22 protein-coding genes and 3 pseudogenes are annotated in these 24,971 nt (G+C 73.3%); 13 read left to right on the top strand and 12 right to left on the bottom strand.

The annotated features are described in order from the left end of the window. Positions 1-2: 2 nt before the first annotated feature. From AB0I68_RS13355 to AB0I68_RS13335, 5 genes are all read left to right on the top strand, one after another. A complete protein-coding gene (locus AB0I68_RS13355; protein ID WP_363177367.1) occupies positions 3-1,952 on the top strand; it encodes a fumarate reductase/succinate dehydrogenase flavoprotein subunit in 1,950 nt (649 codons plus the stop codon). Further along, on the top strand, positions 1,949-2,695 hold the full coding sequence (locus AB0I68_RS13350) for a succinate dehydrogenase/fumarate reductase iron-sulfur subunit (protein ID WP_363177366.1): 747 nt from the start codon (positions 1,949-1,951) through the stop codon (positions 2,693-2,695). The genes AB0I68_RS13355 and AB0I68_RS13350 overlap by 4 nt, the downstream gene beginning before the upstream one ends. Further along, positions 2,662-2,979: a hypothetical protein gene (locus AB0I68_RS13345; RefSeq protein WP_363177365.1), complete on the top strand. Its 318-nt coding sequence runs from the start codon at positions 2,662-2,664 to the stop codon at positions 2,977-2,979. Before AB0I68_RS13350 ends, AB0I68_RS13345 begins: the two co-directional genes overlap by 34 nt. Positions 2,980-3,064: 85 nt before the next feature. Beyond that, positions 3,065-3,718 carry a hypothetical protein gene (locus tag AB0I68_RS13340; RefSeq protein WP_363177364.1) on the top strand — a complete coding sequence of 218 codons (654 nt, stop codon included), beginning with the start codon at positions 3,065-3,067 and terminating at the stop codon, positions 3,716-3,718. Between the two features lie 50 nt (positions 3,719-3,768). Beyond that, complete coding sequence (locus tag AB0I68_RS13335; RefSeq protein WP_363177363.1) at positions 3,769-5,781, top strand: SGNH/GDSL hydrolase family protein; 2,013 nt, start codon at positions 3,769-3,771, stop codon at positions 5,779-5,781. Here the strand turns inward: AB0I68_RS13335 and AB0I68_RS13330 are convergent. Together AB0I68_RS13330 and AB0I68_RS13325 are read right to left on the bottom strand one after the other, a co-directional pair. Beyond that, entirely contained in the window at positions 5,745-8,192 is a 2,448-nt protein-coding gene (locus AB0I68_RS13330; protein ID WP_363177362.1) for an excinuclease ABC subunit UvrA, read from the bottom strand. The genes AB0I68_RS13335 and AB0I68_RS13330 overlap by 37 nt on opposite strands. Positions 8,193-8,219: 27 nt before the next feature. Then, positions 8,220-9,209: an LLM class flavin-dependent oxidoreductase gene (locus AB0I68_RS13325; protein ID WP_363177361.1), complete on the bottom strand. Its 990-nt coding sequence runs from the start codon at positions 9,207-9,209 to the stop codon at positions 8,220-8,222. Between the two features lie 35 nt (positions 9,210-9,244). Between AB0I68_RS13325 and AB0I68_RS13320 the strand changes: the two genes are divergently transcribed. Beyond that, positions 9,245-9,757 carry an HAD family acid phosphatase gene (locus AB0I68_RS13320; RefSeq protein ID WP_363177409.1) on the top strand — a complete coding sequence of 171 codons (513 nt, stop codon included), beginning with the start codon at positions 9,245-9,247 and terminating at the stop codon, positions 9,755-9,757. A gap of 165 nt (positions 9,758-9,922) precedes the next feature. On the opposite strand, the gene AB0I68_RS13315 is transcribed toward AB0I68_RS13320, so the two are convergent. Then, complete coding sequence (locus AB0I68_RS13315; protein WP_363177360.1) at positions 9,923-10,138, bottom strand: dodecin; 216 nt, start codon at positions 10,136-10,138, stop codon at positions 9,923-9,925. A gap of 170 nt (positions 10,139-10,308) precedes the next feature. On the opposite strand from AB0I68_RS13315, the gene AB0I68_RS13310 reads away from it, so the two are divergent. The 3 genes and pseudogenes from AB0I68_RS13310 to AB0I68_RS13300 form a co-directional block, all read left to right on the top strand. Further along, complete coding sequence (locus AB0I68_RS13310) at positions 10,309-11,565, top strand: extracellular solute-binding protein (RefSeq protein WP_363177408.1); 1,257 nt, start codon at positions 10,309-10,311, stop codon at positions 11,563-11,565. Positions 11,566-11,700: 135 nt separating this feature from the next. After that, positions 11,701-12,543 carry a GNAT family N-acyltransferase gene (locus AB0I68_RS13305; RefSeq protein ID WP_363177359.1) on the top strand — a complete coding sequence of 281 codons (843 nt, stop codon included), beginning with the start codon at positions 11,701-11,703 and terminating at the stop codon, positions 12,541-12,543. After that, positions 12,540-13,115: pseudogene (locus AB0I68_RS13300) on the top strand (lysophospholipid acyltransferase family protein); the annotation flags it as partial. The gene AB0I68_RS13305 and the pseudogene AB0I68_RS13300, both read left to right, overlap by 4 nt. Positions 13,116-13,306: 191 nt before the next feature. Here the strand turns inward: AB0I68_RS13300 and egtD are convergent. Genes egtD through egtA form a run of 4 tightly spaced genes read right to left on the bottom strand, consistent with a single transcriptional unit; the run spans position 13,307 to position 17,752 of the window. Beyond that, positions 13,307-14,341: an L-histidine N(alpha)-methyltransferase gene (gene egtD / locus AB0I68_RS13295; RefSeq protein WP_363177358.1), complete on the bottom strand. Its 1,035-nt coding sequence runs from the start codon at positions 14,339-14,341 to the stop codon at positions 13,307-13,309. After that, on the bottom strand, positions 14,338-15,096 hold the full coding sequence (egtC, locus tag AB0I68_RS13290; RefSeq protein WP_363177357.1) for an ergothioneine biosynthesis protein EgtC: 759 nt from the start codon (positions 15,094-15,096) through the stop codon (positions 14,338-14,340). The genes egtD and egtC overlap by 4 nt, the downstream gene beginning before the upstream one ends. After that, positions 15,096-16,418 (bottom strand): ergothioneine biosynthesis protein EgtB, encoded by a 1,323-nt coding sequence (gene egtB, locus AB0I68_RS13285; protein WP_363177356.1) that lies wholly within the window; start codon positions 16,416-16,418, stop codon positions 15,096-15,098. Before egtB ends, egtC begins: the two co-directional genes overlap by 1 nt. Further along, a complete protein-coding gene (gene egtA, locus AB0I68_RS13280) occupies positions 16,415-17,752 on the bottom strand; it encodes an ergothioneine biosynthesis glutamate--cysteine ligase EgtA (protein WP_363177355.1) in 1,338 nt (445 codons plus the stop codon). Before egtA ends, egtB begins: the two co-directional genes overlap by 4 nt. A gap of 131 nt (positions 17,753-17,883) precedes the next feature. On the opposite strand from egtA, the gene AB0I68_RS13275 reads away from it, so the two are divergent. Then, the gene (locus AB0I68_RS13275; protein WP_363177354.1) at positions 17,884-18,717 is read left to right on the top strand and encodes a TIGR02452 family protein; all 834 of its coding nucleotides are present in this window, start codon (positions 17,884-17,886) and stop codon (positions 18,715-18,717) included. 48 nt (positions 18,718-18,765) lie between these two features. Continuing rightward, positions 18,766-18,906, top strand: coding sequence for a hypothetical protein (locus AB0I68_RS13270; RefSeq protein WP_363177353.1), 141 nt, complete (start codon positions 18,766-18,768; stop codon positions 18,904-18,906). 21 nt (positions 18,907-18,927) lie between these two features. Here AB0I68_RS13270 and AB0I68_RS13265 read toward each other — a convergent pair whose 3' ends face one another. From AB0I68_RS13265 to AB0I68_RS13245, 5 genes and pseudogenes are all read right to left on the bottom strand, one after another. After that, entirely contained in the window at positions 18,928-19,392 is a 465-nt protein-coding gene (locus AB0I68_RS13265; RefSeq protein ID WP_363177352.1) for a type II toxin-antitoxin system PemK/MazF family toxin, read from the bottom strand. A 46-nt stretch (positions 19,393-19,438) separates the two neighbouring features. Continuing rightward, positions 19,439-19,873 (bottom strand): ester cyclase, encoded by a 435-nt coding sequence (locus AB0I68_RS13260; protein WP_363177351.1) that lies wholly within the window; start codon positions 19,871-19,873, stop codon positions 19,439-19,441. Positions 19,874-19,924: 51 nt separating this feature from the next. Beyond that, positions 19,925-20,053, bottom strand: a pseudogene (locus AB0I68_RS13255) (methyltransferase); the annotation flags it as partial. Between the two features lie 456 nt (positions 20,054-20,509). Further along, positions 20,510-21,940, bottom strand: a complete 1,431-nt coding sequence (locus AB0I68_RS13250; RefSeq protein ID WP_363177350.1) for an amidase — start codon at positions 21,938-21,940, stop codon at positions 20,510-20,512. Between the two features lie 76 nt (positions 21,941-22,016). Then, positions 22,017-22,268: pseudogene (locus AB0I68_RS13245) on the bottom strand (alpha/beta fold hydrolase); the annotation flags it as partial. A gap of 153 nt (positions 22,269-22,421) precedes the next feature. On the opposite strand from AB0I68_RS13245, the gene AB0I68_RS13240 reads away from it, so the two are divergent. Both AB0I68_RS13240 and AB0I68_RS13235 read left to right on the top strand, forming a co-directional pair. Continuing rightward, positions 22,422-23,468, top strand: coding sequence for a LacI family DNA-binding transcriptional regulator (locus tag AB0I68_RS13240; RefSeq protein WP_363177349.1), 1,047 nt, complete (start codon positions 22,422-22,424; stop codon positions 23,466-23,468). A gap of 193 nt (positions 23,469-23,661) precedes the next feature. Beyond that, positions 23,662-24,861 (top strand): thiolase family protein, encoded by a 1,200-nt coding sequence (locus AB0I68_RS13235; RefSeq protein WP_363177348.1) that lies wholly within the window; start codon positions 23,662-23,664, stop codon positions 24,859-24,861. Positions 24,862-24,971: the final 110 nt, after the last annotated feature.

Below are 24,971 nucleotides of genomic sequence, written 5' to 3'. Positions count from 1 at the left end.
CCATGAGCGAGTACGCCGACTACGCCACCGGCGAGAAGATCGCCGACACCAAGGCCCCCGCAGGCCCCATCGCCGAACGCTGGGACCGCCGCCGTTTCGAGGCCAGGCTCGTCAACCCGGCCAACCGCCGCAAGCACACCGTCATCGTCGTCGGCACCGGTTTGGCCGGCGGGGCGGCCGGCGCCACCCTCGCCGAACAGGGCTACCACGTCGTCCAGTTCTGCTTCTCCGACTCCCCGCGCCGGGCCCACTCCATCGCCGCGCAGGGCGGCATCAACGCCGCCAAGAACTACCGCAACGACGGCGACTCGGTGCACCGGCTCTTCTACGACACCGTCAAGGGCGGCGACTTCCGCGCCCGCGAGTCCAACGTCCACCGCCTCGCCCAGATCTCCGTCGAGATCATCGACCAGTGCGTGGCCCAGGGCGTGCCCTTCGCCCGTGAGTACGGCGGCCTCCTCGACACCCGCTCCTTCGGCGGCGTCCAGGTCTCCCGTACGTTCTACGCCCGCGGCCAGACCGGCCAGCAGCTCCTCCTCGGCGCTTACCAGGCGCTGTCCCGGCAGATCGCCGCCGGCGCCGTGGAGATGCACGCCCGCACCGAGATGCTCGACCTGATCACGGTCGACGGCGTGGCCCGCGGCATCGTCGCCCGCGACCTGGTCACCGGCAGGATCTCCTCGCACTACGCCGACGCCGTCGTCCTCGCCTCCGGCGGCTACGGCAACGTCTTCTACCTCTCCACCAACGCCATGAACTCCAACGCGACCGCCATCTGGCGTGCGCACCGGCGCGGCGCGTACTTCGCCAACCCCTGCTTCACCCAGATCCACCCCACCTGCATCCCGCGCACCGGCGACCACCAGTCCAAGCTCACCCTGATGAGCGAGTCCCTGCGCAACGACGGCCGCATCTGGGTCCCCAAGGCCCAGGGTGACACCCGTCCCGCCGCCGAGATCCCCGAGGCGGAGCGCGACTACTACCTGGAGCGGATCTACCCCTCCTTCGGCAACCTCGTGCCCCGCGACATCGCCTCCCGCGCCGCCAAGAACGTCTGCGACGAGGGCCGCGGCGTCGGCCCCGGCGGCCAGGGCGTGTACCTCGACTTCGCCGACGCCATCCGCCGCATGGGCCGGGACAAGGTCGCCGAGAAGTACGGCAATCTCTTCGAGATGTACGAGCGGATCACCGCCGAGAACCCGTACGAGGTCCCCATGCGGATCTACCCCGCCGTGCACTACACGATGGGCGGCCTGTGGGTCGACTACGACCTCCAGACCACCGTCCCCGGCCTCTTCGCGATCGGCGAAGCCAACTTCTCCGACCACGGAGCCAACCGCCTCGGCGCCTCCGCCCTGATGCAGGGCCTCGGCGACGGCTACTTCGTGCTCCCCTCCACCATCAACGACTACCTGGCCCGCCATCCGCACCGGGAAGTCGTCGACGACGGCCACCCCGAGGCCGCGGCCGCGATCCGCGAGACCCGCGACTGCCTCGCCAAACTGCTCGCCGTCGACGGGGACCGCACCCCCGACTCGTTCCACCGCGAGATCGGCGAGCTCATGTGGGAGTACTGCGGCATGTCCCGCACCGAGGAGGGCCTGCGCAAGGCGCTGGACCGGATCCCGCAGATCCGCGAGGAGTTCTGGAAGCGGATCAAGGTCCCGGGCAGCGGTGACGAGTTCAACCAGTCCCTCGAGAAGGCCAACCGCATCGTCGACTACCTGGAGCTCGCCGAGCTGATGTGCCTCGACGCGCTCCACCGCGCCGAGTCCTGCGGCGGCCACTTCCGCGAGGAGTCCCAGACCCCGGACGGCGAGGCCGCCCGCCGCGACGAGGAGTTCGGCTACGCAGCCGCCTGGCAGTACCAGGGCACCGGCGCGGCCCCCGTCCTGCACAAGGAAGACCTCGTCTTCGAGTACGTCCACCCCACCCAGCGGAGCTACGCATGAGGCTCAACCTGCGCGTCTGGCGCCAGCAGAACCCCGACACCCCCGGCGCCATGGTCACGTACGAGGTCGACGGCATCTCCCGCGACATGTCGTTCCTGGAGATGCTCGACACCCTCAACGAGGACCTCATCCTGCGCGGCGAGGACCCGGTGGCCTTCGACCACGACTGCCGCGAGGGCATCTGCGGTGCGTGCAGCCTCGTGATCAACGGCGACGCCCACGGCCCCGAGCGCACCACCACCTGCCAGCTCCACATGCGCTCCTTCGCCGACGGCGACACCATCGACGTCGAGCCCTGGCGGGCCGCCGCCTTCCCGGTGGTCAAGGACCTCGTCGTGGACCGCAGTGCCTTCGACCGGATCATCCAGGCCGGCGGGTACGTCACGGCCCCGACCGGATCGGCCCCCGAGGCACACGCCACCGCCGTGCCCAAGGCCGACGCCGACTTCGCCTTCGAGCACGCCGAGTGCATCGGCTGCGGGGCGTGCGTGGCGGCCTGCCCCAACGGCTCCGCGATGCTCTTCACCTCCGCCAAGGTCAACCATCTGAACGTCCTGCCGCAGGGCTCGCCGGAGCGGGAGACCCGCGTGCTGGACATGGTGGCCCGGATGGACGGCGAGGGCTTCGGCGGCTGCACCCTCACCGGGGAGTGCGCCACGGCCTGCCCCAAGGGCATCCCGCTGCCGTCCATCGCCGCCATGAACCGCGAGTGGCTGCGGGCGGTCCGCAAACACGGCGCCTGAGGGAGGCCGGAGGGTACGGACGCTGCGCCGGCCCGGCGGCGTACCGAAACAGCTGCGCGGTCGAGGGCGAACTGCTCCACGCGTACGTCAGCACCGGCCGGACCGGCGAGATCGACCGGCTGCGCGGCCTCGCCGCCGACCGCTGGGCCGACGCGTTCTGCCTCGCCGACGACGACGCCGGACCCGGCCTGTCGCCCCGGGAACAGCAGCGCGCGGTCGCCGCCTTCCTGGAGGCGTACTTCCCGGTGCCCTCCCCGTACGAGAAGTCTCGGCCGATCGGCTGATCCGATCGGCCGACCGGGCGCTCGTGGCGGCAGTACGACGCGCCGCGGCCCGCCGGCGTCCGGTCCGTGGGGGACAGTGGGCCCCATGCCAGAAGCCCCCGCCGGGTCCGGACCGCGCCGCCGCACCCTCCTGGCGGCCGCCGCCCTCGCCCCGCTCGCGATGGCCGGCTGCTCTGCGCAGGACCCGTCCGGCGCCTCGGCCCACGGTCCGAAAGCCGCACCGAAGGACGCCCTGGTCATGGTGATCCGGCACGCGGAGAAGCCGTACGCCGGGGACCTCGGCGAGGACGCGGAGGGCAACGAGGACCCCGGATCCCTGGCCGGGCGCGGCCGGCGCCGCGCCGAGGAACTGCACCGTCTCTTCCCGCCGGCGGGCGGCTCGGCGCTGCCCCGCCCCACGGCCGTCTTCGCGGCCGGCGGCCCGGCCGGAGCCCCCGCCCGATGCCGCCAGACGGTCGAGCCGCTGACCGCCGCCCTCGGTATCCCCCTGCGCGGCGAGTTCGCCGTCGGCGGCGAACCGGCACTGGCCCGCGCCGTGCTGGCCGCCCCCATGCCCGTACTCGTCTGCTGGGAGCACACCGGCGTCCCCCGCCTGATCCGCTCCCTCGGCGCCCACCAGGTGCTCGGCATCCCCGCCGCCTGGCCCGACCGCTACGACCTGGTGTGGCTGTTCACCCGCCAACAGGGCCGGTGGAGCTTCCGCGAACTCCCGCAGCACCTGCTGCCGGGGGATGCCTAGCACGTCGGGCGGCGTCCGGCGTCGTCCGACCGGCAGAAGGGTGCAGGGACATGCACAGTGACGAGCCGGCGGGACCGGCCGGCGGGCGGGACCGGCGCGCCATCCTGCTGTGGTGGGGACCGCGGACCCTGTTCGTCGTGGGCGCCGTGGTGCTCGTCGTCGAGTCGAGCCGCGGAGTGCCCCTCCCGGAGCTGTACCTGGCCCTGGGCTTCTTCGCCGTCTGCAGCGCCGTCTTCGTCGGACGACAGCTGGGGCTCGGGCACGAGCGAGACCCCGGCGGGCACTCCCCGCGCTGGCTGCTCTGCGCGGCCGCCCTGCTGAGCATCTTCGGAGTGGCGGCACTCGTTGCGCACCTGGCAGGCCTGGCATGGGACGCTCTGCCGCTCGTCGGGTCGGTTCTGCTGCTGCTCGGCCTGGGCTGGTTCGTCGAAGTGTGGCGGGGAGCCGAGCCGGGCCGCCCGAGGCCGGCCCTGCTGGTGTGGGGTGCGGCCCTGATGGCCGCGACCGCGCTGGCGGCAGTCGTCGCCGCCCTCGCCATGCCCAAGGCCAAGGGCAGCCTGTTCGCCGTCCTGCTCATCATCCTCGGCGTGGCCCTCTTCGTGTTCCTCCCGCTCGGCCTCAACCTCCTGTCCGAATGGGGGGTACGACAGCTGCACGCGCGGCGCTCCGACCCCGGAACCGGTGCCGGTGTGCGCGTCGTCGCGTTCCTGGGCCTCGCCGTGGTCGTCCTGGCCGTCCTGTTCGTGGTGGCGCTCTGGTATCTGGACTGGGTGCTGGCAGCGGTCCTCGTCGCCGTGGCGCTGGTGCTGCTCCTGGCCATCGTCTCGAATACGCACGCCGACATCGCCCTCGTGCTGGCGGGCCTCTGCCTGCTCGCTGCGGCCCCCCTGGAGTACCCCGCACCGCAGACGCTCTCGCCCACCGGAGGGCAGCGCGTCCTCGTGGCGATGGGGGACTCCTACATGTCGGGCGAGGGAGCGGGCAGCTACTTCGAGGGGACCGACGACGGCGGCGGCAACGAATGCCGACGCTCGCCCTCCGCCTACGCGGTGGGACTCACCAGCGCCGGCCGGGGGTTCGACCGCATGCTGTTCCTCGCGTGTTCCGGCGCGCGGACCTACAACGTCAACCCGGGCTCCGGCCCCGGCCCCTTCCGTAGGCAGCCGGGCGAGCCGGCCACCCAGATCGACCAACTGAAAAGCCTGGCGTCCTCGTTCCACCCGGCCCTCGTCATCGTCGCGGTGGGCGGCAACGACGCCGGTTTCGCCATCCTCGGAGAGGCGTGCCTCGCGCCAGGAGACTGCGAGACCCGCAAGCCCGTGTTCGTGAACAACCTGCCGAAGGTCCGCGAGGACCTCGTCGCGACCTACCGGTCGCTCCGGCAGGCCGTGCCCGCCGACGTGCCCATCGTGGCCGTTCCCTACCCGCAGCCGATCGCCGCGGCCGGCAGTTGCACCGGAGTCGCCCTCACGAAGACCGAGCGCGATTTCATCCGCGCCTTCGTGGAACGGATCGACACCACGATGCACGAGGCGGCCGACACGGCGGGCATCACCTACATGGCCGAGATGAAGGACAGCTTCGCCACGCACCGGCTCCAACTGTGCGAGCGGAGAAAGGGCGCCGCCGGAGTCAACTTCGTGGACATCGAGACGGTCAACGGGCTCGCCTCACAGCGCTTCAGCCCCGCCAAATGGCTCCACAACAGCCTGCACCCCAACGAACGCGGCCACGCGGCCATGCGCGACACCTTCACCACCTGGCTGGACTCCCACCCCGAGCTCCTGACGCCCCGCACGCCCACGGGCCGGGAACAGGCGAAGGTCGTCGCCGCGGCCGAACCCGAGCCGCTGTGCGGCATGACCGACATCGCGGTGAGCGCACACTGCAAGGTGCAGATCCGGGCCTGGGAGCTGGAACAGGTCCGCAAGGGCTGGCCGTGGCTGCTCCTCGTCCTGTTCGCACTGGCCGTCCTGTGGGCCGCGAGCATCGCCGTCTTCAGCCTGCTCCCCTGGACGGGATGGTCCTACCGGGATCCCGTCTCCAGAGCGCGGGCGAGGTAGGGGGCCGTGCGGCTCGCCGCCGTACGGGCCACCCGCGCGGGCGGACCGGAGGCGACGATCCGGCCGCCTTCGTCGCCCCCGCCCGGGCCCAGGTCGATCACCCAGTCCGCGCCCGCCACCACCTCCATGTCGTGCTCCACGACCACCACCGAGTGCCCGCCGTCCACCAGCCCGTGCAACTGCCGCAGCAGCACCCGCACATCGGCCGGATGCAGCCCCGTCGTCGGCTCGTCCAGCACGTACAGGGTGTGGTCGCGGCGCTGCCGCTGGAGCTCCGTCGCCAGCTTGATCCGCTGCGCCTCGCCGCCCGACAGCTCCGTGGCCGGCTGCCCCAGCCGCAGATAGCCCAGCCCGATGTCCTCCAGCGCCCGCAGGCTGCGCGCCGCCGCCGGGACCTGTGCGAAGAAGGCGGCGGCGGACTCCACCGTCAGGGCCAGCACCTCCGCGATGTTCAGCCCCTCGTACCGCACGTCCAGGGTCTCGGTGTTGTACCGGGCGCCGGCGCACTCCGGGCACGGCGCGTACGTACTCGGCAGGAACATCAGCTCCACCGAGACGAAACCCTCGCCCTGGCAGGTCTCGCACCGGCCGCCCGGCACGTTGAAGGAGAACCGGCCCGCCTTCCAGCCGCGCGCCCGCGCCTGCGGAGCCGCCGTGAACAGCTTGCGCACCACGTCGAACAGCCCCGTGTACGTGGCCAGGTTGGACCGCGGCGTCCGGCCGATCGGCTTCTGGTCCACCTCCACCAGCCGCCGCACCGGGAACCCCGGATCCCCGAGCCGCTCGCCGACCTCCCGGGCGAGTACCTGGCCCACCAGCGTGGACTTGCCCGACCCCGACACCCCCGTCACGGCCGTGAACACCCCGAGCGGGAACTCCGCGTCCACGCCCCGCAGGTTGTGCCGGTCGACACCGGTGAGCCGGACGGAACCGCTCGCCTGCCGCACCTCCCGCACCACCCGTACGTCCCGTCCCTCCCGCCCCGGCACCGCCTCGCGCGCGGCGAACAGGTGGCGCGCCGTCGCCGACCCGGGCACAGCGGCCAGCTCCTGAGGCGGCCCGCTGTACAGCACCCGCCCGCCGTGCTCCCCGGCCAGCGGACCCACGTCCACCAGCCAGTCCGCATGCCGCACCACATCCAGATGGTGCTCCACCACGAACACCGTGTTCCCCGCCGCCTTGAGCCGGTCCAGTACGCCGAGCAGCGCCTCGGTGTCGGCCGGATGCAGCCCCGCCGACGGCTCGTCCAGCACGTACACCACCCCGAACAGCCCGGACCGCAGCTGCGTCGCCAGCCTCAGCCGCTGCAGCTCGCCCGCCGACAGGGTCGGCGCCGTGCGGTCCAGGCTCAGGTAGCCGAGCCCGAGCTCCACGACGGGTCCGATCCGGGACCGCAGATCCTCGGCCAGCACCCGGGCCGCCTCCCCGTCCACGGGCGCGGCGGCCAGGACGTCGTCCAGGGCGGTCAGCGCCAGCGCCGCCAGCTCCGCGATCGTGCGGCCCGCGAACGTCACGGCCAGCGCCGCAGGTCCCAGCCGCCGCCCCTCGCACACCGGGCACGGCGAATCGGCGAGGAACCGCTCAGCGCGGGCCCGGAGCGTCGCGCTCTTGCTGTCCGAGAAGGTCCGCATCACATAGCGGTGGGCGCTCATGTACGTGCCCTGGTACGGCCGTTGGATCCGGTCCGCGTCCCGCACCGGATGCACGGTGACCACCGGCTGCTCCTCGGTGAACAGGATCCACTCGCGGTCCTTCGCCGCCAACTCCCGCCAGGGCGCGTCCACGTCGTACCCCAGCACCTCCAGGATGTCCCGGAGGTTCTTGCCCTGCCAGGCGCCGGGCCAGGCGGCGATGGCCCCCTGACGGATCGACAGCCCGGGGTCGGGCACCAGGAGCTCCTCGCCGGTGCGGTGGACGCTGCCGAGTCCGTGGCAGGACGGGCAGGCCCCGGCGGCGGTGTTGGGGGAGAAGGCGTCGGAGTCGAGCCGCTGCGCACCCGGCGGGTAGGTTCCGGCGCGGGAGTAGAGCATGCGCAGGGAGTTGGACAGCAGGGTCACCGTCCCGACCGAGGACCGCGAGCCGGGAGAGGAGCGCCGCTGCTCCAGCGAGACGGCGGGCGGCAGCCCGGTCACGGAGTCCACCTTCGGGGCGCCGATCTGGTGGATCAGGCGGCGGGCGTACGGGGCCACCGACTCGAAGTACCGGCGCTGGGCCTCGGCGTAGAGCGTGCCGAAGGCGAGCGAGCTCTTCCCTGAGCCGGAGACCCCGGTGAACACGGTCAGGGCGTCGCGCGGGATGTCCACGTCGACGCCGCGCAGGTTGTGCTCCCGGGCGCCCCGTACCCGTACGTAGGGATCGAGGGCGGGGGCCTGGGCCCGGACCGGGTCCCGGGGATCGGTGGAGTGGTGCATTCGCCCCACTTTACGGGCCGCCCCGGATCAGAGCCCGGCCACCCGGGCCAGCCGCTCGAAGGAGTCCAGCAGCGCCGTCCGGTCGTACGTGGAGGTGGTGACCAGCAGCTCGTCCGCGCCCGTCAGCTCGGCCACCGCGGCGAGCTCCGCCGCGACCTGCTCCTCGGTGCCGTGGATGTGCCCGGCGAGCCCGCCCTCGTACAGCTCCTGCTCCTTCGGGGTCATGGCCATGGCCTCCACCTCCTCCGCCGGACGCAGGGGCGGGAAACTGCCGCGGGTGCGGGAGTGCGCGAGGGACCACGCCTCCGGGACCAGGATCCGCCGGGCGGCCTGCGGGGTGCGCGCCACCGCCACCGTCCCGGAGACCACGACGTACGGCTCCGAGCCGCCGGGCGAGGGGCGGAACTCCTCGCGGTAGCGCCCGATGACCTCGGTGACCCGGCCCCGGGCCCGCAGGTCGCCCACGACCAGGGGCAGCCCGGCCCGGGCCGCGATCCCGGCGCCCTCGCCGGTGGCCAGCACGTACGCCGGGATCCGCAGCCCCTCGGCCGGGCGGGCGTGCACCTCGGGGTGCGCCTGCTGGGTGCCGTCGAGCCAGCCCAGCAGCTCCGCCAGTTGCTCCTCGAACCGGTCGGCGTCCTCGGTGTCCCGGCCCAGCGCGCGCCGGATCCCGCCCGTGAAGCCGACCGAGCGGCCGAGCCCCATGTCGATCCGGCCCGGGAACAGCGACTCCAGGACCCCGAACTGCTCGGCGACCATCAGCGGTTGGTGGTTGGGCAGCATCACCCCGCCGGTGCCGACCCGGATCCGCCGGGTCGCCCCGGCGACGGCCGCGGCCAGTACGGCGGGCGCGGAGCCCGCGACTCCGGGGACGCTGTGGTGCTCGGACACCCAGAAGCGGTGGTAGCCGAGCCGCTCCGCCGCACGGGCGAGCTCCACGGTGTCGCGCAGGGCCTGCGCGGGCGGGTGCCCTTCGCGGGTGCGGGACCGGTCGAGGATGGAGAGTTTCCGGATCACACAAGGCTGTAACGCACGCGCGCCGTCAGGATTCCCTGCCTACTCTGACCCGTATGAGTGACAGCAACGACCACCGGCCGCTGGCCGTCTTCGACATCGACAACACCCTGGCCGACACCGACCACCGCCAGCATTTCCTGGAGAGCCGGCCCCGGGACTGGGACGGGTTCTTCGGCGCGGCCCCGGCCGACCCGCCGCTCGCGCCCGGGGTGGCGCTGGCGGCGGAGCGGGCGGCCGACTGCGAGGTCGTCTACCTGACCGGGCGCCCGGAGCGGTGCCGGGCGGACACGGTGGAGTGGCTGACCCGGCACGGGCTGCCGGAGGGGCGGCTGTGGATGCGCGGGAACCAGGACCGCAGGCCGGCCCGGACCACCAAGCTGGAGGTGTTGCAGCGGATCGCCCGGGGCCGGGAGGTGCGGATGCTCGTGGACGACGACGAGCTCGTCTGCCAGGCCGCGCGCGCCGCGGGCTTCAAGACGGTGCTTGCGGACTGGGCGGCGGACGCGCCGGAGCTCAGGACCGCGCAGGAGGGCGAAGGCCGTACCTGAGGCGGCAGGCAGCCGACCCGGGCCGGCCGGGGGCCGCAGGCAGCCCGCACGGGCAGGCCGTGCCCGCCGGGCCGTGCGGGCGGAGCCGTGCGGGCGCCGGCATGGGATCGAGCCGTGCAGGCGCCGGCCCGGGCCCGGCCCGGCGCCTGCACGGCTCCGCCGTGCTCAGTCCCCGCCGTCGAGGCGGAACCCGACCTTGAGCCCCACCTGGTAGTGCGCCACCGCGCCGTTCTCGATGTGTCCGCGCACCTGTGTGACCTCGAACCAGTCCAGGTTGCGCAGCGTCTGGCCGGCCCGGGTGATCCCGTTGCGGATGGCCTGATCGATGCCCTCGGGGGAGGTGCCGACGATCTCGGTCACCCGGTAGGTGTGATGGGACATGGGGGTCTCCCGACGGTGGGGGCTTGTGCCTCGTTCCACGGTGCCCCAGTAAGTCCGTCTCCGCGAACTTTGTGTGGACAGTCCCGAGCGAAAGGGCCTTGACCCGCCCATTGGTCTATGCCAATTTCAAGCCATCTGAGATTGATCCCCAGAAGGTGACCCTCGTGAAGATGCGCTTCCTCGCCGTGTGCACCGCCCTCGCGGCCGCGACCGCCCTCACCGGCTGCAGCCGGCTGGAAGGATCGGCCGAAGGGACGCAGAAGGTGACGCTCTGGCTGATGAAGGGCAGCGCGTCGGAGGACTTCGTCACGAAGTTCACCGCCTCCTTCGAGAAGGACCATCCCGGCGTCGACCTGGACGTCAAGATCCAGGAGTGGACGGGCATCGGCGTGAAGGTCAACGCCGTGCTCGCCGGCAAGGGCAGCGAGAGCGCCGACGTCATCGAGGTCGGCAACACCCAGGTCGCCCAGTACATCGAGACCGGCGGCCTGTCCGAACTCACCCTCGAGGGCCTGCGCGAGTGGGGCAACAAGGACTGGCTCAAGGGCCTCTCCGACCCGGGAAGCATCAACGGGGCCCAGTACGGCATCCCCTGGTACGCCGCCAACCGCGTGGTGATCTACAACAAGGACCTCTTCGCGAACGCCGGGATCAAGAACCCGCCCAAGAACCGGCAGGACTGGATCCAGGCCACCCAGAAGCTCGACAAGGGCGACCAGCAGGGCATCTACCTGGCCGGGCAGAACTGGTACGTCCTCTCCGGGTTCATCTGGGACGAGGGCGGCGACCTCGCCGTCGAGACCAGCGGACAGTGGGCCGGCACCCTCGACGACGAGAAGGCCCTGGCCGGCATGGAGTTCTACAAGCAGCTGCAGGCCCTCGGCGACGGCCCCAAGGACGCCGACGAGGAGACGCCCCCGCAGTCCGAGGTCTTCGCCCGCGGCGAGGTCGCCCAGATCATCGCCCCGCCCGGCCTGGCAGCCGCGATCGAGGCCGCCAACCCCGCACTCAAGGGCAGGATCGGCTTCTTCCCGATCCCCGGCAAGACCTCCGACAAGCCCGGAGCCGTCTTCACCGGCGGCTCCGACCTGATCATCCCCGAGCGGACGAAGCAGCGGGCCCACGCCGTCGACGTGATCACCGCCCTGGTCAGCGAGACCTGGCAGACCGAGCTCGCCCGCACGATGAGCTACGTACCGAACAAGACCACCCTCGCGCACGTGGTCGACGGCAACGAGGGCGCCGCGAGCATGGCGCCCGGAGCCGCCCAGGGCCGGGCCACCCCGAAATCCGCCCTCTGGGCCCAGGTCGAGGCCAAGAACCCGATCAAGCCCTACATGACGGCCGTACTCACCGGCCAGAACCCCCAGCAGGCCGCCAAGGCGGCCTCGGACACGATCAGCAAGGTCCTCGACTCCGACCGCTGAGCCCGCCGAGTTCAGCGTTCGCACATCCAAGGGCCGCTGAGCGGTCATGTCGAATCCAGTCGGTCACGGAAGAAGTAAAGGAGCCAGGCCACCACACCTGCCGGCCTGGCTCCCGTGCCCGGATCAGGAGCCGCCATGACCATCGCCCCCCTGTCCCCGTCCACCCTTCCCCCCCTCGTCACCCCCACCGTCACCCCCGCCGCCGTCCCCGCGGCCGCACCCGTCGCGGCACCCGCCGCCCTCCCCGCCACCCCCCGCTACGCCGTCCGCCTCGCCCGCAACGAGGACGAGGTACGCGCCGCCCAGCGGCTGCGCCACCAGGTCTTCGCCGGCGAACTCGGCGCCCGCCTCGACGGACCCGAGCCGGGCCTGGACTCCGACGCCTTCGACGCGTACTGCGACCACCTCCTCGTCCTCGAGGAGGAGACCGAACAGGTCGTCGGCACCTACCGGCTGCTGCCCCCGGAGCGCGCCGCCGTCGCCGGCCGGCTCTACTCCGAGAGCGAGTTCGACCTCTCCGCCCTCGACCCGATCCGCCCCGACCTCGTCGAGGTCGGCCGCTCCTGCGTCCACCCCGACCACCGCAACGGCGCCGTCATCGCCCTGATCTGGGCCGGCCTCGCCCGCTACATGGACCGCTCCGGCCACAACTGGCTCGCCGGCTGCTGCTCGCTACCGCTCGCCGACGGCGGGGTCCTGGCCGCCGCCACCCGCGAGAGCGTCCTCACCCGCAACCTCGCCCCCGAGGAGTACCGGGTCACCCCCCACCTCCCCTGGAACCCCGAAGGCATCACCTTCCCGGCGCGCATGGAGCTTCCCCCGCTGCTCCGCGGCTACCTGCGCCTGGGCGCCTGGGTCTGCGGCGAGCCCGCCCTCGACGCCGAGTTCGGCTGCGCCGACCTGTACGTCCTGCTCTCCCTGCGGCGCACCAACCCGCGCTACCTCAAGCACTTCCTCTCGCTCGCCCCGGCCGCATGAGCGTCTGGCTGCCCACCTCGCCCTGCACCCCCGAGGCCTGCGCCGGCCACGAGGGGGACAGCGCGAGTCCCGTCCGCGCGGTGCTCCGGCTCACCGCCGCCGTCGCCCTCGTCCTGCTCGGGATCCTGGGCGCCCCGCCGGTCCGGCTGCTCCCCGCCCGTCCCCGCCAAGCGCTGGTGAGGGGCTGGGCGACCGCCCTGGTCCGGTCCTTCGGGATACGGATCACCGTGCACGGAAGTCCCGGCCCGGGCGGCGGCCGCCTGATCGTCGCCAACCACATCTCCTGGCTGGACATCGCACTCGTCGCCGCCGTCATGCCCTGCCGGATGCTGGCCAAGAGCGACATCCGCGACTGGCCGGTGCTCGGCCCGCTCTCCCGGCAGAACGGCACCCTGTTCATCGAACGGGAGCGGATCCGCGCCCTCCCCGACACCGTCGAGGCCATCACCGGCGCCCTGCTGGCCGGAGACCGCGTCACCGTCTTTCCCGAGGGCAGCACCTGGTGCGGGCGCGCCCAGGGGCCCTTCCGGCGGGCCGCCTTCCAGTCCGCCCTGGACGCCCGGGTGCCCGTACAGCCCGTACAGCTCGCGTACCGGCTCCCGGACGGGAATCCCGCCGCGGCGCCCGCCTTCGTCGGGGACGATCCGCTGACCGCCTCCCTGTGGCGGATCGCCCGGGCCCGCGGGGTGCGGGCCGAGGTCCGGCTGCTGCCGCGGATCCCGCCGGGCCGTCACACGGACCGGCGGGAGCTCGCGGCCGCGGCTCAGGCGGCCGTCGCCGTCGGCTCCGTCCCCGCCTCCTCACTGCTCGCAGGGGTGCCGGCCCAGCCGGCCTCGCCGTCGGCCACCGCCAGGGACAGCGCGAAGCGGCCCTCGGCATCCGTCCACCACTGGGTCAGCTCAAGCCCGGCCTCGGCGAGTTCCTTCCGTACGCCCTCCTGACGGAACTTCGCGGAGACCTCCGTCAGAATCTCCTCACCCGCCCCGAACGGCACCACCAGATCCAGCGCCCGGACCTTCACCACCAGCTCCGACCGGGCCCGCAGCCGCATCTCGATCCACTCCTGCTCCCGATTCCACACCGCGACGTGCGCGAAGTCGTCGGTGTGGAAGTCCGCGCCCAACTCCCGGTTGACGACGGTCAGGACGTTCTTGTTGAACTCGGCCGTCACCCCCTGCGCGTCGTCGTACGCGGCCACCAGCACGGCCTCGTCCTTCACCAGGTCCGTCCCCATCAGCAGGGCGTCCCCGGGCGACAGCATCGCCCGTACGGAGGCCAGGAACGCGGCTCGCTCCGGCGGCAGCAGATTGCCGATCGTGCCGCCGAGGAACACCACCAGCCGGGGGCCGGGCGTGTCCGGCAGCCGCAACGGCTTCGTGAAATCGGCCACCAGCGCGTGCACCCGCAGCCCCGGGTGCTCCGCCAGCAGCGTCTCGGCCGCTCCCTCCAGGGCGCTCCCGCTGACGTCCACCGGGATGTACGTGTCCAGCGCGGGCATCGCCTCGATCAGGTGCCGGGTCTTCTCCGAGGAGCCGGAGCCCAGCTCCACCAGCGTGCGCGCCCCGCTCGCCGAGGCGATCTCCCCGGCCCGAGCCAGCAGGATCTCCCGCTCGGCGCGCGTCGGGTAGTACTCCGGCAACCGGGTTATCTCCTCGAAGAGTTCACTTCCCCGGGCGTCGTAGAACCACTTGGGCGGCAGCACCTTGGGGGACACCGTCAATCCGTGCAGGACGTCCGCGCGCAGCGCGGTCTCGGCTGCGTGTTCGTCGAGGGTGCGGGTCAACTGGAAGTCGCTCACGGGGAGGTCTCCTTCAGCGGGGTCAGGGCGACCCGTGTGCCATGGGTGGTCAGCAGGGTCCGGTCGGGTACTTCGCACCAGCGGGGATCGTCGTCGTACGGCTCGGACGCCACCACCGTGCGCTGCGCCGCCGTGTCGGTCAGGTACCAGAGCGAATCGCCCCAGGCCGTCGCGGCGATGCCGGTGCCGTCGGTGAGCAGCAGGTTCAGCCGGGAGTCGGGCGAGATCGCCGCGAACTCCCGCACCGGCTCGGCGAGCGCCGTGCCGAGGTCGTCCCCCCGCTGCAGCCGGTGCAGCACCAGCGCCCAGATCAGCGCCGAGTCCGTGCTCGCGGCCAGGGACAGCAGGACCTCGGGCGGCAGGGCGGCCGCGAGCGGCGCCGCCGCGTCCGGCCAGTCGCGCACCGCGCCGTTGTGGCTGAACAGCCACGGCCCGGACGCGAACGGCGCCGCCGCGGCCTCCCCGTCCGCCCCGAACACGGTGGCGTCCCGTACGGCGGCCAGCCCGGCCCGCGTACGCACCGTGCGGGCCAGATCGGCGAAGTTCAGGTCGCCCCAGATCGGCCCGGCCCGCCGGTAGCGGGCGGGGACCGGGTCGCCCTCCGCGTACCAGCCGACGCCGAAGCCGTCGGCGTTGACCGTTCCGTGGCGCTGCCGGCGCGGCTCCCAGGACTGCCGCACGAGGGAGTGCTCCGGCTCGCTCAGCAGCCGCGCCAGAGGCACCTCCGGGCCTACGAACGCGATATGACGGCACATCAGGCGTCCCTCGCGGTCCGGAAGCCGGAGAAGATCTGCCGGCGCACCGGCAGGTCCCAGTTGCGGAAGGTGCCCCGGCAGGCCACCGGGTCCACGGCGAACGAGCCGCCGCGCAGCACCTTGTGCTCCGGACCGAAGAACACCTCCGAGTACTCGCGGTACGGGAAGGCCCTGAACCCCGGGTACGGCAGGAAATCGGAGGAGGTCCACTCCCACACGTCGCCGATCAGCTGGCGCACCCCGAGCGGGGACGCCCCGGCCGGGTAGCTGCCCGCCGGGGCCGGGCGCAGGTGGCGCTGGCCCAGGTTGGCGTGCGCGGGGGTCGGGTCCTCATCGCCCCAGGGGTAGCGGGTGGAGCGGCCGGTGGCCGGGTCGTGCCGGGCGGCCTTCTCCCACTCCGCCTCCGTGGGCAGCCGGCGCCCCGCCCAGCGGGCGTACGCGTCCGCCTCGTACCAGCTGACGTGGAGCACGGGCTCGTCGGCGGGCACCGGCTCGGTCACGCCGAACCGGCGGCGCAGCCACTGCCCGGCCTCCCGGCGCCAGAACAGCGGTGCCTCGATCCCGTGCCGGCGTATCTGCTCCCAGCCCTCGGCAGCCCACCAGCGGTCGTCCCGGTAGCCGCCGTCCGCGAGGAACGCCTGGTACGCGGCGTTGGTCACCGGCGCCGTGTCGATCCAGAACGGCCCGGTGTCCCGGGTGTGCGCGGGCCGCTCGTTGTCCAGCGACCACGGCTCGGCCGACGTGCCCATCGTGAACGGGCCGCCGGGCACCAGGACTTCGGCGGCGGCCGGCGCCGCGCCCTGCGGCGGATCCGGATCCGGGGCGGTGAGCACCGGACCGCCGCGCCGCAGCTGATGGGTGATCAGCATTGTCTCGTCGTGCTGCTGTTCGTGCTGGGCGATCATCCCGAAGGCGAAGCCGTCGTCCAGCAGCGCCGAGCCCTCCAGCGGAGTGCGCTCCAGCAGGTCGAAGACGCGCCCGCGGACCTCGGCCGTGTAGCGCCGGGCCTCCGCCGGTCCCAGCAGGGGCAGTTTCGGCCGCTCGGAGCGCGGATGCCGGAAGGCGTCGTAGAGCGGGTCGATCTCGGGGCGCAGGGACGCCTGCCCGGCCACGTTGCGCAGCAGCCAGAGCTCCTCCTGGTTCCCGATGTGCGCCAGGTCCCAGACCAGCGGGGACATCAGGGGGGAGTGCTGTTCGACGAGGTCCCGGTCGCTCACCGCGTCGGTGAGCAGCGCCGTACGGGCGCGGGCGGCGGTCAGGGCCTCGACGGCCCGCTCGCGCAGGTCCGCGGGCGCCGGCTCCGTGGCGGGTGAAGTGGTCATGAGCGTGCCCCCGTCCCGGTGAGCTGCAGGTATCCGTCGTCGGCGGGACATCGGCCGCGCAGTACGAAGCGCTCCGTGAAGGCGCCGACCACGTCCTGGACGTGCCGGCTCGCGCCGAGGCGAGGCAGCGCCTCGGCGGCGGCCCGGAAGAGCGCCGCCGCGGCCGTGCGCAGCTCCGGATCGGCCAGGCCGTGCCGGGCGGCGGACTGCCACAGGGGATTGCGCGGCGCGGGCCGCGACCCGTGGGTGTCGGCCAGCGCCTTCGCCACCCGGTACGCGCCCTCGGCGGCCTCCGGGTCGTCGAACAGCGCGTGCACGACGGCCACCGGAACCAGCCAGCCGTCGTCGCCGGGCTGGGCGTCGATCATCCGGAACTCCAGGTGTCCGCGCGGGCGTACAGGCGGGAACAGCGTGGTCAGGTGGTACTCCAGGTCCTCGGCGGTGGGCGGCCGGAGGGCGGGTGGGCCGTCGGCGCTCCCGGTGCCGTCGGCGGCGCCGCCGGCCCGGAGCCAGTCGCGGAAGGTCAGGCCGGGCGGGACCGCCCACGGCCCGCCGTCGTGCGACCGCACGCACATCACCTCGGTGTCCAGCGCGTGCCGGGTCCACCCGGCCCGCGGCTCGGCGTCCGGCGGCGGGGCGAGCGCGCGCCGGGCATCGAGATCGCTCCAGATCCCCTGGCGGGCGCACCGCCAGCCGGCGTACGGGCCCTCGTGCGCGGGGGAGTTGGCGAAGGCCGCCACGAACACGGCGCCCAGCAGATGTGCCAGCCGCCAGCGCCGGCCGTGCCCGAGCGGACCCGGTTCCTCGTACCCGGCGTCCACGCAGACCTGCACGGAAGCCGTGGAGCACATCATGGCCCGTCCGGCCGGGCCGGTGCGGTCGAAGTGGATCTCCATCGCGTCGTAGCGCGGGCTGGACAGCAGCCGGCGCAGCGGCCGGCGCGGATCCCGGCCGGTCCCGTGCAAGACCAGGCCCTGGGACCGCAGGGCGGTCCGTACGGCGGTGAGATCGGCCTGCAGGCCGTCCACGCAGCCGGAGAGGGAGGGGGCGGGGGCCGAGCTGAGCTCCAGCTGGCCGCCGGGCTCGATGCTGAGCCGGGAGTGCAGGCGCAGGGCACGGGCCGCCTCGTGGGCGGCGGTCAGCCGGTCGGGCGGCAGTATCTCGCCGGGTCGCTCGGCGTCCAGTACGAGCCATTCGAGCTCGGCACCGAGGGTGCGGGGCGGCCCGGTCTTGAAACAGATGCCGTGGACCAGGTCCTCGGCGGCGGTTTCACTGAGTGCGGGTGAGGCGCCTGGGGTCTGGGAGGTAGGTGGTGCCGATGAGCCTTGAGGCATGGCCGGGTCTCCTGTCCAGTGTTGTGACTTGACCATGCCTACCCGTCCTTGTCGGCCTGAAAGGTGGGAACGGGCCACTACGCGGAAAAAATCTCTGGCCGCGGGTGACCCGCACTGCCGATGATGGCGACGTGAGCAGCAGATTGCGTGAGATCGCGCGCGAGAACGCGACCATCGTGGCGGCCGGGGGATACCGGACGCGATCCGGGCGGCAGGTCTCCCTCGCCGCTGCCCTGGCGGAATCCAGGGCCAGAACAAGGATATATGGGCCAAACCAGATCATTCCAGACGAAAACCTTCCCCCGGGAGGCCGCGAGACGGCCGTCGAGGTCACGGGGGAGAGCAGCACGGTCGCAGCCCGTAGGCTCGCCGCGGACGGATCGGAGCCGGTCCCGGTGGCCGTCCTGAACTTCGCCTCGGCCCGCAATCCCGGGGGCGGCTACCTCCGCGGGGCCAAGGCTCAGGAGGAGGCGCTGTGCCGCGCCTCGGCCCTGTACGAGACCCTGCTCGAGGCCCCGGAGTACTACGAGGTCCACCGCGCGGGGCGCAGCACCTTCTACACCGACCGGGTGATTCACTCGCCCGGGGTCCCCGTCTTCCGCGACGACCGGGGCGAACTGCTGGACACCCCCTTCCACGCGGGCTTCCTCACCTCCCCGGCGCCGAACGCGGGCACCATCCGCCGCCAGGAGCCGGAGCGCACCGCCGAGATCCCGGCGGCCCTGGCCCGGCGCGCGGAGCGCGTCCTGGAGACGGCGACACTGCACGGGTACCCGCGGCTGGTGCTCGGGGCGTGGGGGTGCGGGGTGTTCCAGAACGACCCCGCGGAGGTCGCCGAAGCCTTCCGGGCGCTGCTGGCCGGCCGTTTCGCGGGGGTCTTCGAACGCGTGGTGTTCGGGGTACTGGACCGCAATCCGGGGCCCCGGGAGGCGTTCGAGCGGGCCTTCGCAGGGTTCGGGGCGTAGGGGGGCGGGGGTCGGGCGGGTGTCAGTGGGGCCCGCCCTACTCGGCGTGTGACCGAACGTCGTGTGGCCGACACCGATGCCCTGTTCGACGACATCGCCGCCGAGTTCGCCCTGCCCGCCGCCCACGCCGGCCGCTGGCCGCACTACGCCGAGAGCGGGCTGGCCGCCCCCGGCGGTCCCGGCGGCTGATCTGCCGACTCGTCCGGCGCGCTACCGCCAGCCGTAGCGCTCGCGGAGCCGGTTCACGACCAGCTGGAACCGGCCCCGGTCCAGGGCGCAGGCCTCGCGCCGCATGCCCGCCTCGTGCACGCGCAGCACCCGGTCCACGTCGACCCAGGACTCCCGCCCGGCCCCGTCCCACGGCCCGGTCCCGATCGGCACCCACTCCCGGTCGTTGTCGTGCCGCTTGCTGGACAGCTGTACGGCGAGCAGCGTCCGTCCGCCCGCCTCCCGGGCGACGACCAGGACCGGGCGGTCCTTGCCGCGGCCGTCGTTCTCCTCGAACGGGACCCAGGTCCAGACGATCTCGCCGGGGTCGGGATCACCGTCCTTGTCGGGCGCGTACTCGGTGCGCACGGGCCCGATGGCATGCGGATCGGCCTCGGCGGTGGCGGTGGCCCCGTCGCGCCCGGGCTGCTCGATGGGGTCGGAGCTGTGGTGGGAAAGTGCCGTCATTCGGGTGAGGTTACTGGTTCGGGCGTCCTCGGTGCGGGACGGGTGGTCAGTCCGCCTGCGGCCAGTCCCAGCCCAGCTGGAGGAAGATGCCGAGACGGTCGCTGACCGCCCGGATCTCCGCGATCTTCCCCTCTGCGAGCGTGAAGATCCAGATGGCCTCCACCTCGAAGTCGCGCCCGGTCGGCTGCGGCATCCGCGGGTGCGTGCCGCTGTGGGTGCCGCGCTGGGTGACGCGCGCGACGACGCGGTCGCCCTCGCCGACGAGTTCGTCCACCTGGACGACGAGCGGGTGGAAGGCGGCGAGCTGGCTGCGGATGCCGTCGAAGGCGGCGCCGGGCTCGTCGGCCTCGCCATGGATGATCTTGTTGTGGTCGACGACGTCCGCGGCCATGAACGTCGGCAGGGCGCCGGGTCGGCGCTCGCTGACGGCCTCGAAGAAGCCGAGTACCGTCTGCTTGTTGTCTTCCACCATCGTGCTCATGCCGTTCCCCCATGGGTCGTTGGTCGACGCGAGCATACGGCGGGGTGCAGGTCAGTCGGTGACCAGGGCCAAGACGAGGCCGTCGTAGCCCTTGCTGCCGACGGTCTGGAGGGCGGTGGCGGTCAACCGCGGGTGCTCGGCGATGAGTTCGGTGAACCGGCGGACGCCCTGGAGGGTGGGGGCGGGTCTGGCGAGTCGGGGTCGGGAGGTTGGTCGGGAGGGTGGGGTCGGGGTCCATGTGCTCGGGGCCTGTGGGGTTGGTCGGGAGTCCACGGACCCCGCCCTCGAATTCCCGATGGACTGTTCCGGCGCCGAGTGCACGGATCCCGATCCTTGGCGCCGGTCGGCTGTTCTGGTGCCGAGTGCGCGGCCTCCGTCCCTGGCGTCCCGGTCGGGCCGCCTGTCGCCGGGTGCGTGCAACCCGCGCCCCGCGCCGCCGGTCGGCTGTTCTGGTGCCGAGTGCGCGGCTCCGTCTCTGGCGTCCCGTTCAGGTCACCCGTCGCCGGGTGCGTGCAACCCGCGCCCCGCGCCCCGCGGCCTTCGGCGCCGAGTCGACGGAGCGCGCTCCTCGTGTCCCGGTCGGCTCAGCCGCCGCCGACTCGCCCGGTCCGGACAACCCCACCCCACCCCGTGGTCTCACCCCCCGCCCGGCCGCCGCTCCGCCCAGCCCTCCGCCGCTTCCACCTGCGCAGCCAGGCCCAGCAGTAGTGGCTCCGCTCCCTCCGGGCCCAGGAGTTGGGCTCCCATCGGGAGGCCCGTGTCCGTGAATCCCGCCGGGATGTTCACCCCCGGCCAGCCCAGGACGTTCCACGTCCAGGCGTACGGGCAGGCCGCGATCATCGCCCGGTCCGTGGCCATCGCCCCCAGCCCGTCCAGGGCTCCGATCCGCAGCGGTGGAGTGGCCGTCGTCGGGGTCAGGACCACGTCGAACCGGCCGAAGATCTCTCCGACCCGCCGCCGCAGCACGACTTCCGCCCGGCGGGACACCCGCAGCGGCAGCCCGCCCAGGATCCGCCCCGTGCGCATCGCCTCGTGCGTGCGCGGGTCCAGCAGGGCGGGGTCCGGCACCCGGGACGCCCAGTCCCGTACGCCCCTGGTCGCCCGGGGGACGAAGGCCAGGCCGATCTGCCCGTAGCGCGGGTCCTCCGGGACCACCTCGTGGCCCAGGGACTCCAGCCGCCCGGCCAGTCGCTCCACCGCCGAACGGACCTCCGGATCAAGGGACTTCGGCGTCGCCGTGAACGCCATCCCGAACGACAGGGCGATGCGCAGCCGGCGCGGAGTGCGGCGGGTCGCCTCGACCGCCGAGATCGGGGCCGGGCGGTGCAGGTCGCCGGGATCGGGGCCGCTCGCCGCGTCCAGCAGGAGCGCCGCGTCGGCGACGGTGCGGGCCAAGACGCCGTTGACCGTCAGCCCGTGGAACGACTCCGGCTCCGGCCAGGTGGAGATGCGTCCTCGCTGCGGTTTGACGCCCACCAGGTGGGTCCAGGCCGCGGGGATCCGGACCGAACCCGCCCCGTCGGATCCGAGCGCCGCCGGGACGAGCCCCGCGGCCACGGCGACCGCCGAGCCGCCGGAGGAGCCGCCGGGCGTGTAGGCAGGGTTCCACGGATTGCGGGTTGCGCCGAACGCCGGGCCCTCGGTGAAGGGCCATTGCCCCAACTCGGGCGTGTGGGTCTTGCCGACGACGATCGCGCCGGCCGCGCGCAGCCTCCGTACGGCCTCGCTGTCGGCGGTCTTCGGCGGGAACTCCCCGGCGCAGCCGAACGCGGTCGGCTCCCCGGCCACGTCCATGTCGTCCTTGACGGCCACCGGCACGCCGAGCAGCGGGAGCCGCTCGCCGGCGGCCAGTCGCCGGTCGGCCGCGTCCGCCTCGGCGAGCGCGGCCTCGGTCCGTACGATCCGGAAGGCGTTGAGCTCGGGCTGCGCGGCCGCGATCCGCTCCAGCGCCTCCTCGGTCAACCGGCGTGCGGAGACACCTCCTTCGGCGAGTGCCCTCGCCGTGTCCACCAGACCGGCAGAGAAAGAAGGGACAGTTGAAGCCTTGGAACCTGACGTCACCGACATCGGACCTCCCCGTTACCGCTCGGTAGGACCGAAGGTAACGGGGAGGGGCCGAGGGTGGCTAGAGCGGTTGGATCCAGCCCAGCGAGTGGCCGATGGCGAGGTCGGCGCCGGCCGGCAGGGTCTCGGCCACGTCGTCCGCGAAGAGCTCGGGGCTGTACGCGCCGCGCCCGCTGGCGCCGTGGCCCCGCAGGTCCACGGCGATGACGCGGTAGCCGCGCCCGGCGAGGGCCGGACCCACCCGGCGCCAGGTCCGGTGGTCGGCCATCATGCCGTGGATCAGGAGTGCGACGCGGTCGCCCGCGCCCCAGGTGTGGGTGTGCAGCTGCACGGCGCTGATGCCTTTCACGTGCTGCGACGCCGCGGGGAACGGGTGCGTCATCGCGGTTACACGTGTCAATGAATCGTGTGAGCACTGTGTAGCATTCGTTTCCGGCCATGCGCCAGCCCCCGGACGCAATCGGTCTGGAAAGATGCCACGGCAATGTCACAGTCATCGAAATCGCCGAAGCCGTCCTCCCCGGCCCCGACGCCTTCCTCTGCGCCGGCCCCCGTGCCGACCAGCGCCGACGTGGCCCGTCTCGCAGGCGTGTCGCGCGCGACGGTCTCGTACGTCCTGAACAACGCGGAAGCCGTACGTATCAGCGAACCGACCCGCCGCAAGGTCCGCCGGGCCGCCGAGGAACTCGGGTACGTGCCGCACGCCGCCGCCCGCAGCCTGCGCGCCGGGCACACCCGGATCGTGCTGCTGCCCACCTCGCACGTGCCGATCGGCCCGCTCTACAGCGCCTTCCTCAACGAGCTCCAGTGGTCGCTGCGCCGCCTCGACTACACCGTGGTCCAGTACGGCAGCCTCGGTCTCAGCGGTGACGAGGCCGCCCGCGCCTGGGCCGAGCTGCGCCCGGTCGCGGTGATCTCCCTCGGCGAGATCGCCCTGTCCGCGCACAACGTGGCCACCCTCAAGCGGGCCGGCGCCCGCGCGGTGATAACGATGGGACCGGTCGGCGTCCCCGGGGCCCACGCCCTGGTCATGGACCAGACCGAGGTCGGCGCCCGGGCCGCCGCCCACCTCGTCGAGCGGGGCCACCGGCGGATCGGCGTGGTCGTCCCCGAGGAGGAGGGGCTGGAGCTCTTCTCCGCCCCCCGGCTGGAGGGCGCCCGCTCGATCGCGGACGCCGTGATCGAGCCGCTCCCGATGGCCTACTCGGAGGAGTCGGCCGCCGCCCTCGCGGCCCGCTGGCGCTCCCTCGGCCTGGGCGCGGTGTTCGCCTACCACGACGAGTACGCGATGCTGCTGATGCGCGCCCTGCTGGACGAGGGCCTGCGGGTCCCCGAGGACGTCGCGGTCATGGGCGCGGACGACCTGCTCATCGGCAGGCTGCTGCGGCCCCGGCTGAGCACGGTGCAGATCGAGCTGCCCACCGGGGACCACCTGGCCGCGCTGGTCGACAAGGCGGTCCGCGAGCCGTCCGAGATCATGCAGCGGCACGACCTGACGGCCGCCGTGGCCATCCACCGGGAGTCGACCTGACGGCAGTCCCGTGACGGTCCGCCCCCGGTCGGCGGGGGTCGCCCGCCCCTGGCCGGCAGAGGGCCGTTGACAGGCGGTGACCTGCGGACGGAAACTGCGGGCGCGCCCCACCGGGCGCGCCCGGCGCCGGACCGGGTGCCGACCGCGGCACCGCCCCGGCGCCGCCCGTACGGATCCGCCCAGGAGAGCCCCGATGAGCATCCGCACCGTCCGCGACGTCTACGTCGTCGACGCCGTCCGCACCCCGATCGGCAAGTTCGGCGGCGCCTACGCCGGGGTCCGCCCGGACGACCTCGCCGCGCACGTCGTGCGTGCGCTGGTGGACCGTACGCCCGACCTCGACCCCGCGCGGATCGACGACGTCGTCTTCGGCGACGCCAACGGCGCCGGCGAGGACAACCGCGACGTGGCCCGGATGGCCGTCCTGCTCGCCGGGCTCCCGGTGTCCGTCCCCGGGGTCACCGTCAACCGGCTCTGCGGGTCGGGTCTCGAAGCGGTGATCCAGGCCGCCCGGGCGATCGCGCTGGGCGACGCCTCCGTCGCCATCGCGGGCGGCGTGGAGTCGATGAGCCGCGCCCCCTGGGTGGTGCAGAAGCCCGAACGGCCCTTCCCGGCCGGCCACCAGCAGATGTGGTCCACCACCCTCGGCTGGCGGATGACCAACCCGCGCATGCCCGCGGAATGGACGGGCTCGCTCGGCGAGGGCGCCGAACTCGTCGCGGAGAAGCACGGCATCACCCGCGAGGCCCAGGACCTCTTCGCCCTGGAGAGCCACCGCAAAGCCGCGGCGGCCTGGACCGCCGGGCTGTACGACGACGAGGTCGTCCCGTACCCCGGGGTGGACCTCGTACGCGACGAATGCATCCGGGAGGGTTCCACCCCCGAGGCGCTGGCCCGGCTGAAGCCCGCCTTCCGGACGGACGGCACGGGTACGGTCACGGCCGCGAACGCCTCCCCGCTCAACGACGGCGCCGCGGCGCTGCTGCTGACGGACGAGGAGGGGCTGGCGGCCACCGGCCGGGAGCCGCTCGCCCGGATCAGCGCCTCCGCGGTCACCGGCATCGAGCCCCAGCTCTTCGGCCTGGGCCCGGTCGACGCCGTGCAGCGGGCCCTCGCCAAGGCGGGCCGGAGCCTGGCCGACCTCACCACCCTCGAGCTCAACGAGGCTTTCGCCGCACAGGCGTTGGGCTGCCTGGCGGCCTGGCCGGAGCTGGACCCGGCCGTGGTCAACCCGCGGGGCGGCGCCATCGCGATCGGCCACCCGCTCGGCGCCTCCGGGGCGCGGCTGGCCGGCTCGGTGGCGCACCAACTGGCCGCGGCCGGCTCGGGTACCGGCATGGCGACGCTGTGCATCGGGGTCGGGCAGGGGATCGCGCTCGTCCTGGAGCGCTGAACTGGCGTACACGGCAGGGCCGTCGATCGTTTCCGGTCACGGCGACTCGTCAACTGCCCAATAACTGAACAGATGCGGTGCCTCCGGTCTGGCACGATGGCGCGTGCTGC

The sequence above is a fragment of the Streptomyces sp. NPDC050448 genome, assembly GCF_040655295.1.
Lineage (GTDB): Bacteria > Actinomycetota > Actinomycetes > Streptomycetales > Streptomycetaceae > Streptomyces.
The sequence above is the reverse complement of the archived record's forward strand: the minus strand, read 5'-3'. Positions and strand labels throughout refer to the sequence as shown.

What these genes read in the sequence shown, in the direction of transcription:
- AB0I68_RS13355 (WP_363177367.1), top strand. Translation starts at nt 3, where the DNA reads ATGAGCGAGTACGCCGACTACGCCACCGGCGAGAAGATCGCCGACACC.
- AB0I68_RS13350 (WP_363177366.1), top strand. Translation starts at nt 1,949, where the DNA reads ATGAGGCTCAACCTGCGCGTCTGGCGCCAGCAGAACCCCGACACCCCC.
- AB0I68_RS13340 (WP_363177364.1), top strand. Translation starts at nt 3,065, where the DNA reads ATGCCAGAAGCCCCCGCCGGGTCCGGACCGCGCCGCCGCACCCTCCTG.
- AB0I68_RS13335 (WP_363177363.1), top strand. Translation starts at nt 3,769, where the DNA reads ATGCACAGTGACGAGCCGGCGGGACCGGCCGGCGGGCGGGACCGGCGC.
- AB0I68_RS13330 (WP_363177362.1), bottom strand. Translation starts at nt 8,192, where the DNA reads ATGCACCACTCCACCGATCCCCGGGACCCGGTCCGGGCCCAGGCCCCC.
- AB0I68_RS13315 (WP_363177360.1), bottom strand. Translation starts at nt 10,138, where the DNA reads ATGTCCCATCACACCTACCGGGTGACCGAGATCGTCGGCACCTCCCCC.
- AB0I68_RS13310 (WP_363177408.1), top strand. Translation starts at nt 10,309, where the DNA reads ATGCGCTTCCTCGCCGTGTGCACCGCCCTCGCGGCCGCGACCGCCCTC.
- AB0I68_RS13305 (WP_363177359.1), top strand. Translation starts at nt 11,701, where the DNA reads ATGACCATCGCCCCCCTGTCCCCGTCCACCCTTCCCCCCCTCGTCACC.
- egtC (WP_363177357.1), bottom strand. Translation starts at nt 15,096, where the DNA reads ATGTGCCGTCATATCGCGTTCGTAGGCCCGGAGGTGCCTCTGGCGCGG.
- egtB (WP_363177356.1), bottom strand. Translation starts at nt 16,418, where the DNA reads ATGACCACTTCACCCGCCACGGAGCCGGCGCCCGCGGACCTGCGCGAG.
- egtA (WP_363177355.1), bottom strand. Translation starts at nt 17,752, where the DNA reads ATGCCTCAAGGCTCATCGGCACCACCTACCTCCCAGACCCCAGGCGCC.
- AB0I68_RS13265 (WP_363177352.1), bottom strand. Translation starts at nt 19,392, where the DNA reads ATGACGGCACTTTCCCACCACAGCTCCGACCCCATCGAGCAGCCCGGG.
- AB0I68_RS13260 (WP_363177351.1), bottom strand. Translation starts at nt 19,873, where the DNA reads ATGAGCACGATGGTGGAAGACAACAAGCAGACGGTACTCGGCTTCTTC.
- AB0I68_RS13250 (WP_363177350.1), bottom strand. Translation starts at nt 21,940, where the DNA reads ATGTCGGTGACGTCAGGTTCCAAGGCTTCAACTGTCCCTTCTTTCTCT.
- AB0I68_RS13240 (WP_363177349.1), top strand. Translation starts at nt 22,422, where the DNA reads ATGTCACAGTCATCGAAATCGCCGAAGCCGTCCTCCCCGGCCCCGACG.
- AB0I68_RS13235 (WP_363177348.1), top strand. Translation starts at nt 23,662, where the DNA reads ATGAGCATCCGCACCGTCCGCGACGTCTACGTCGTCGACGCCGTCCGC.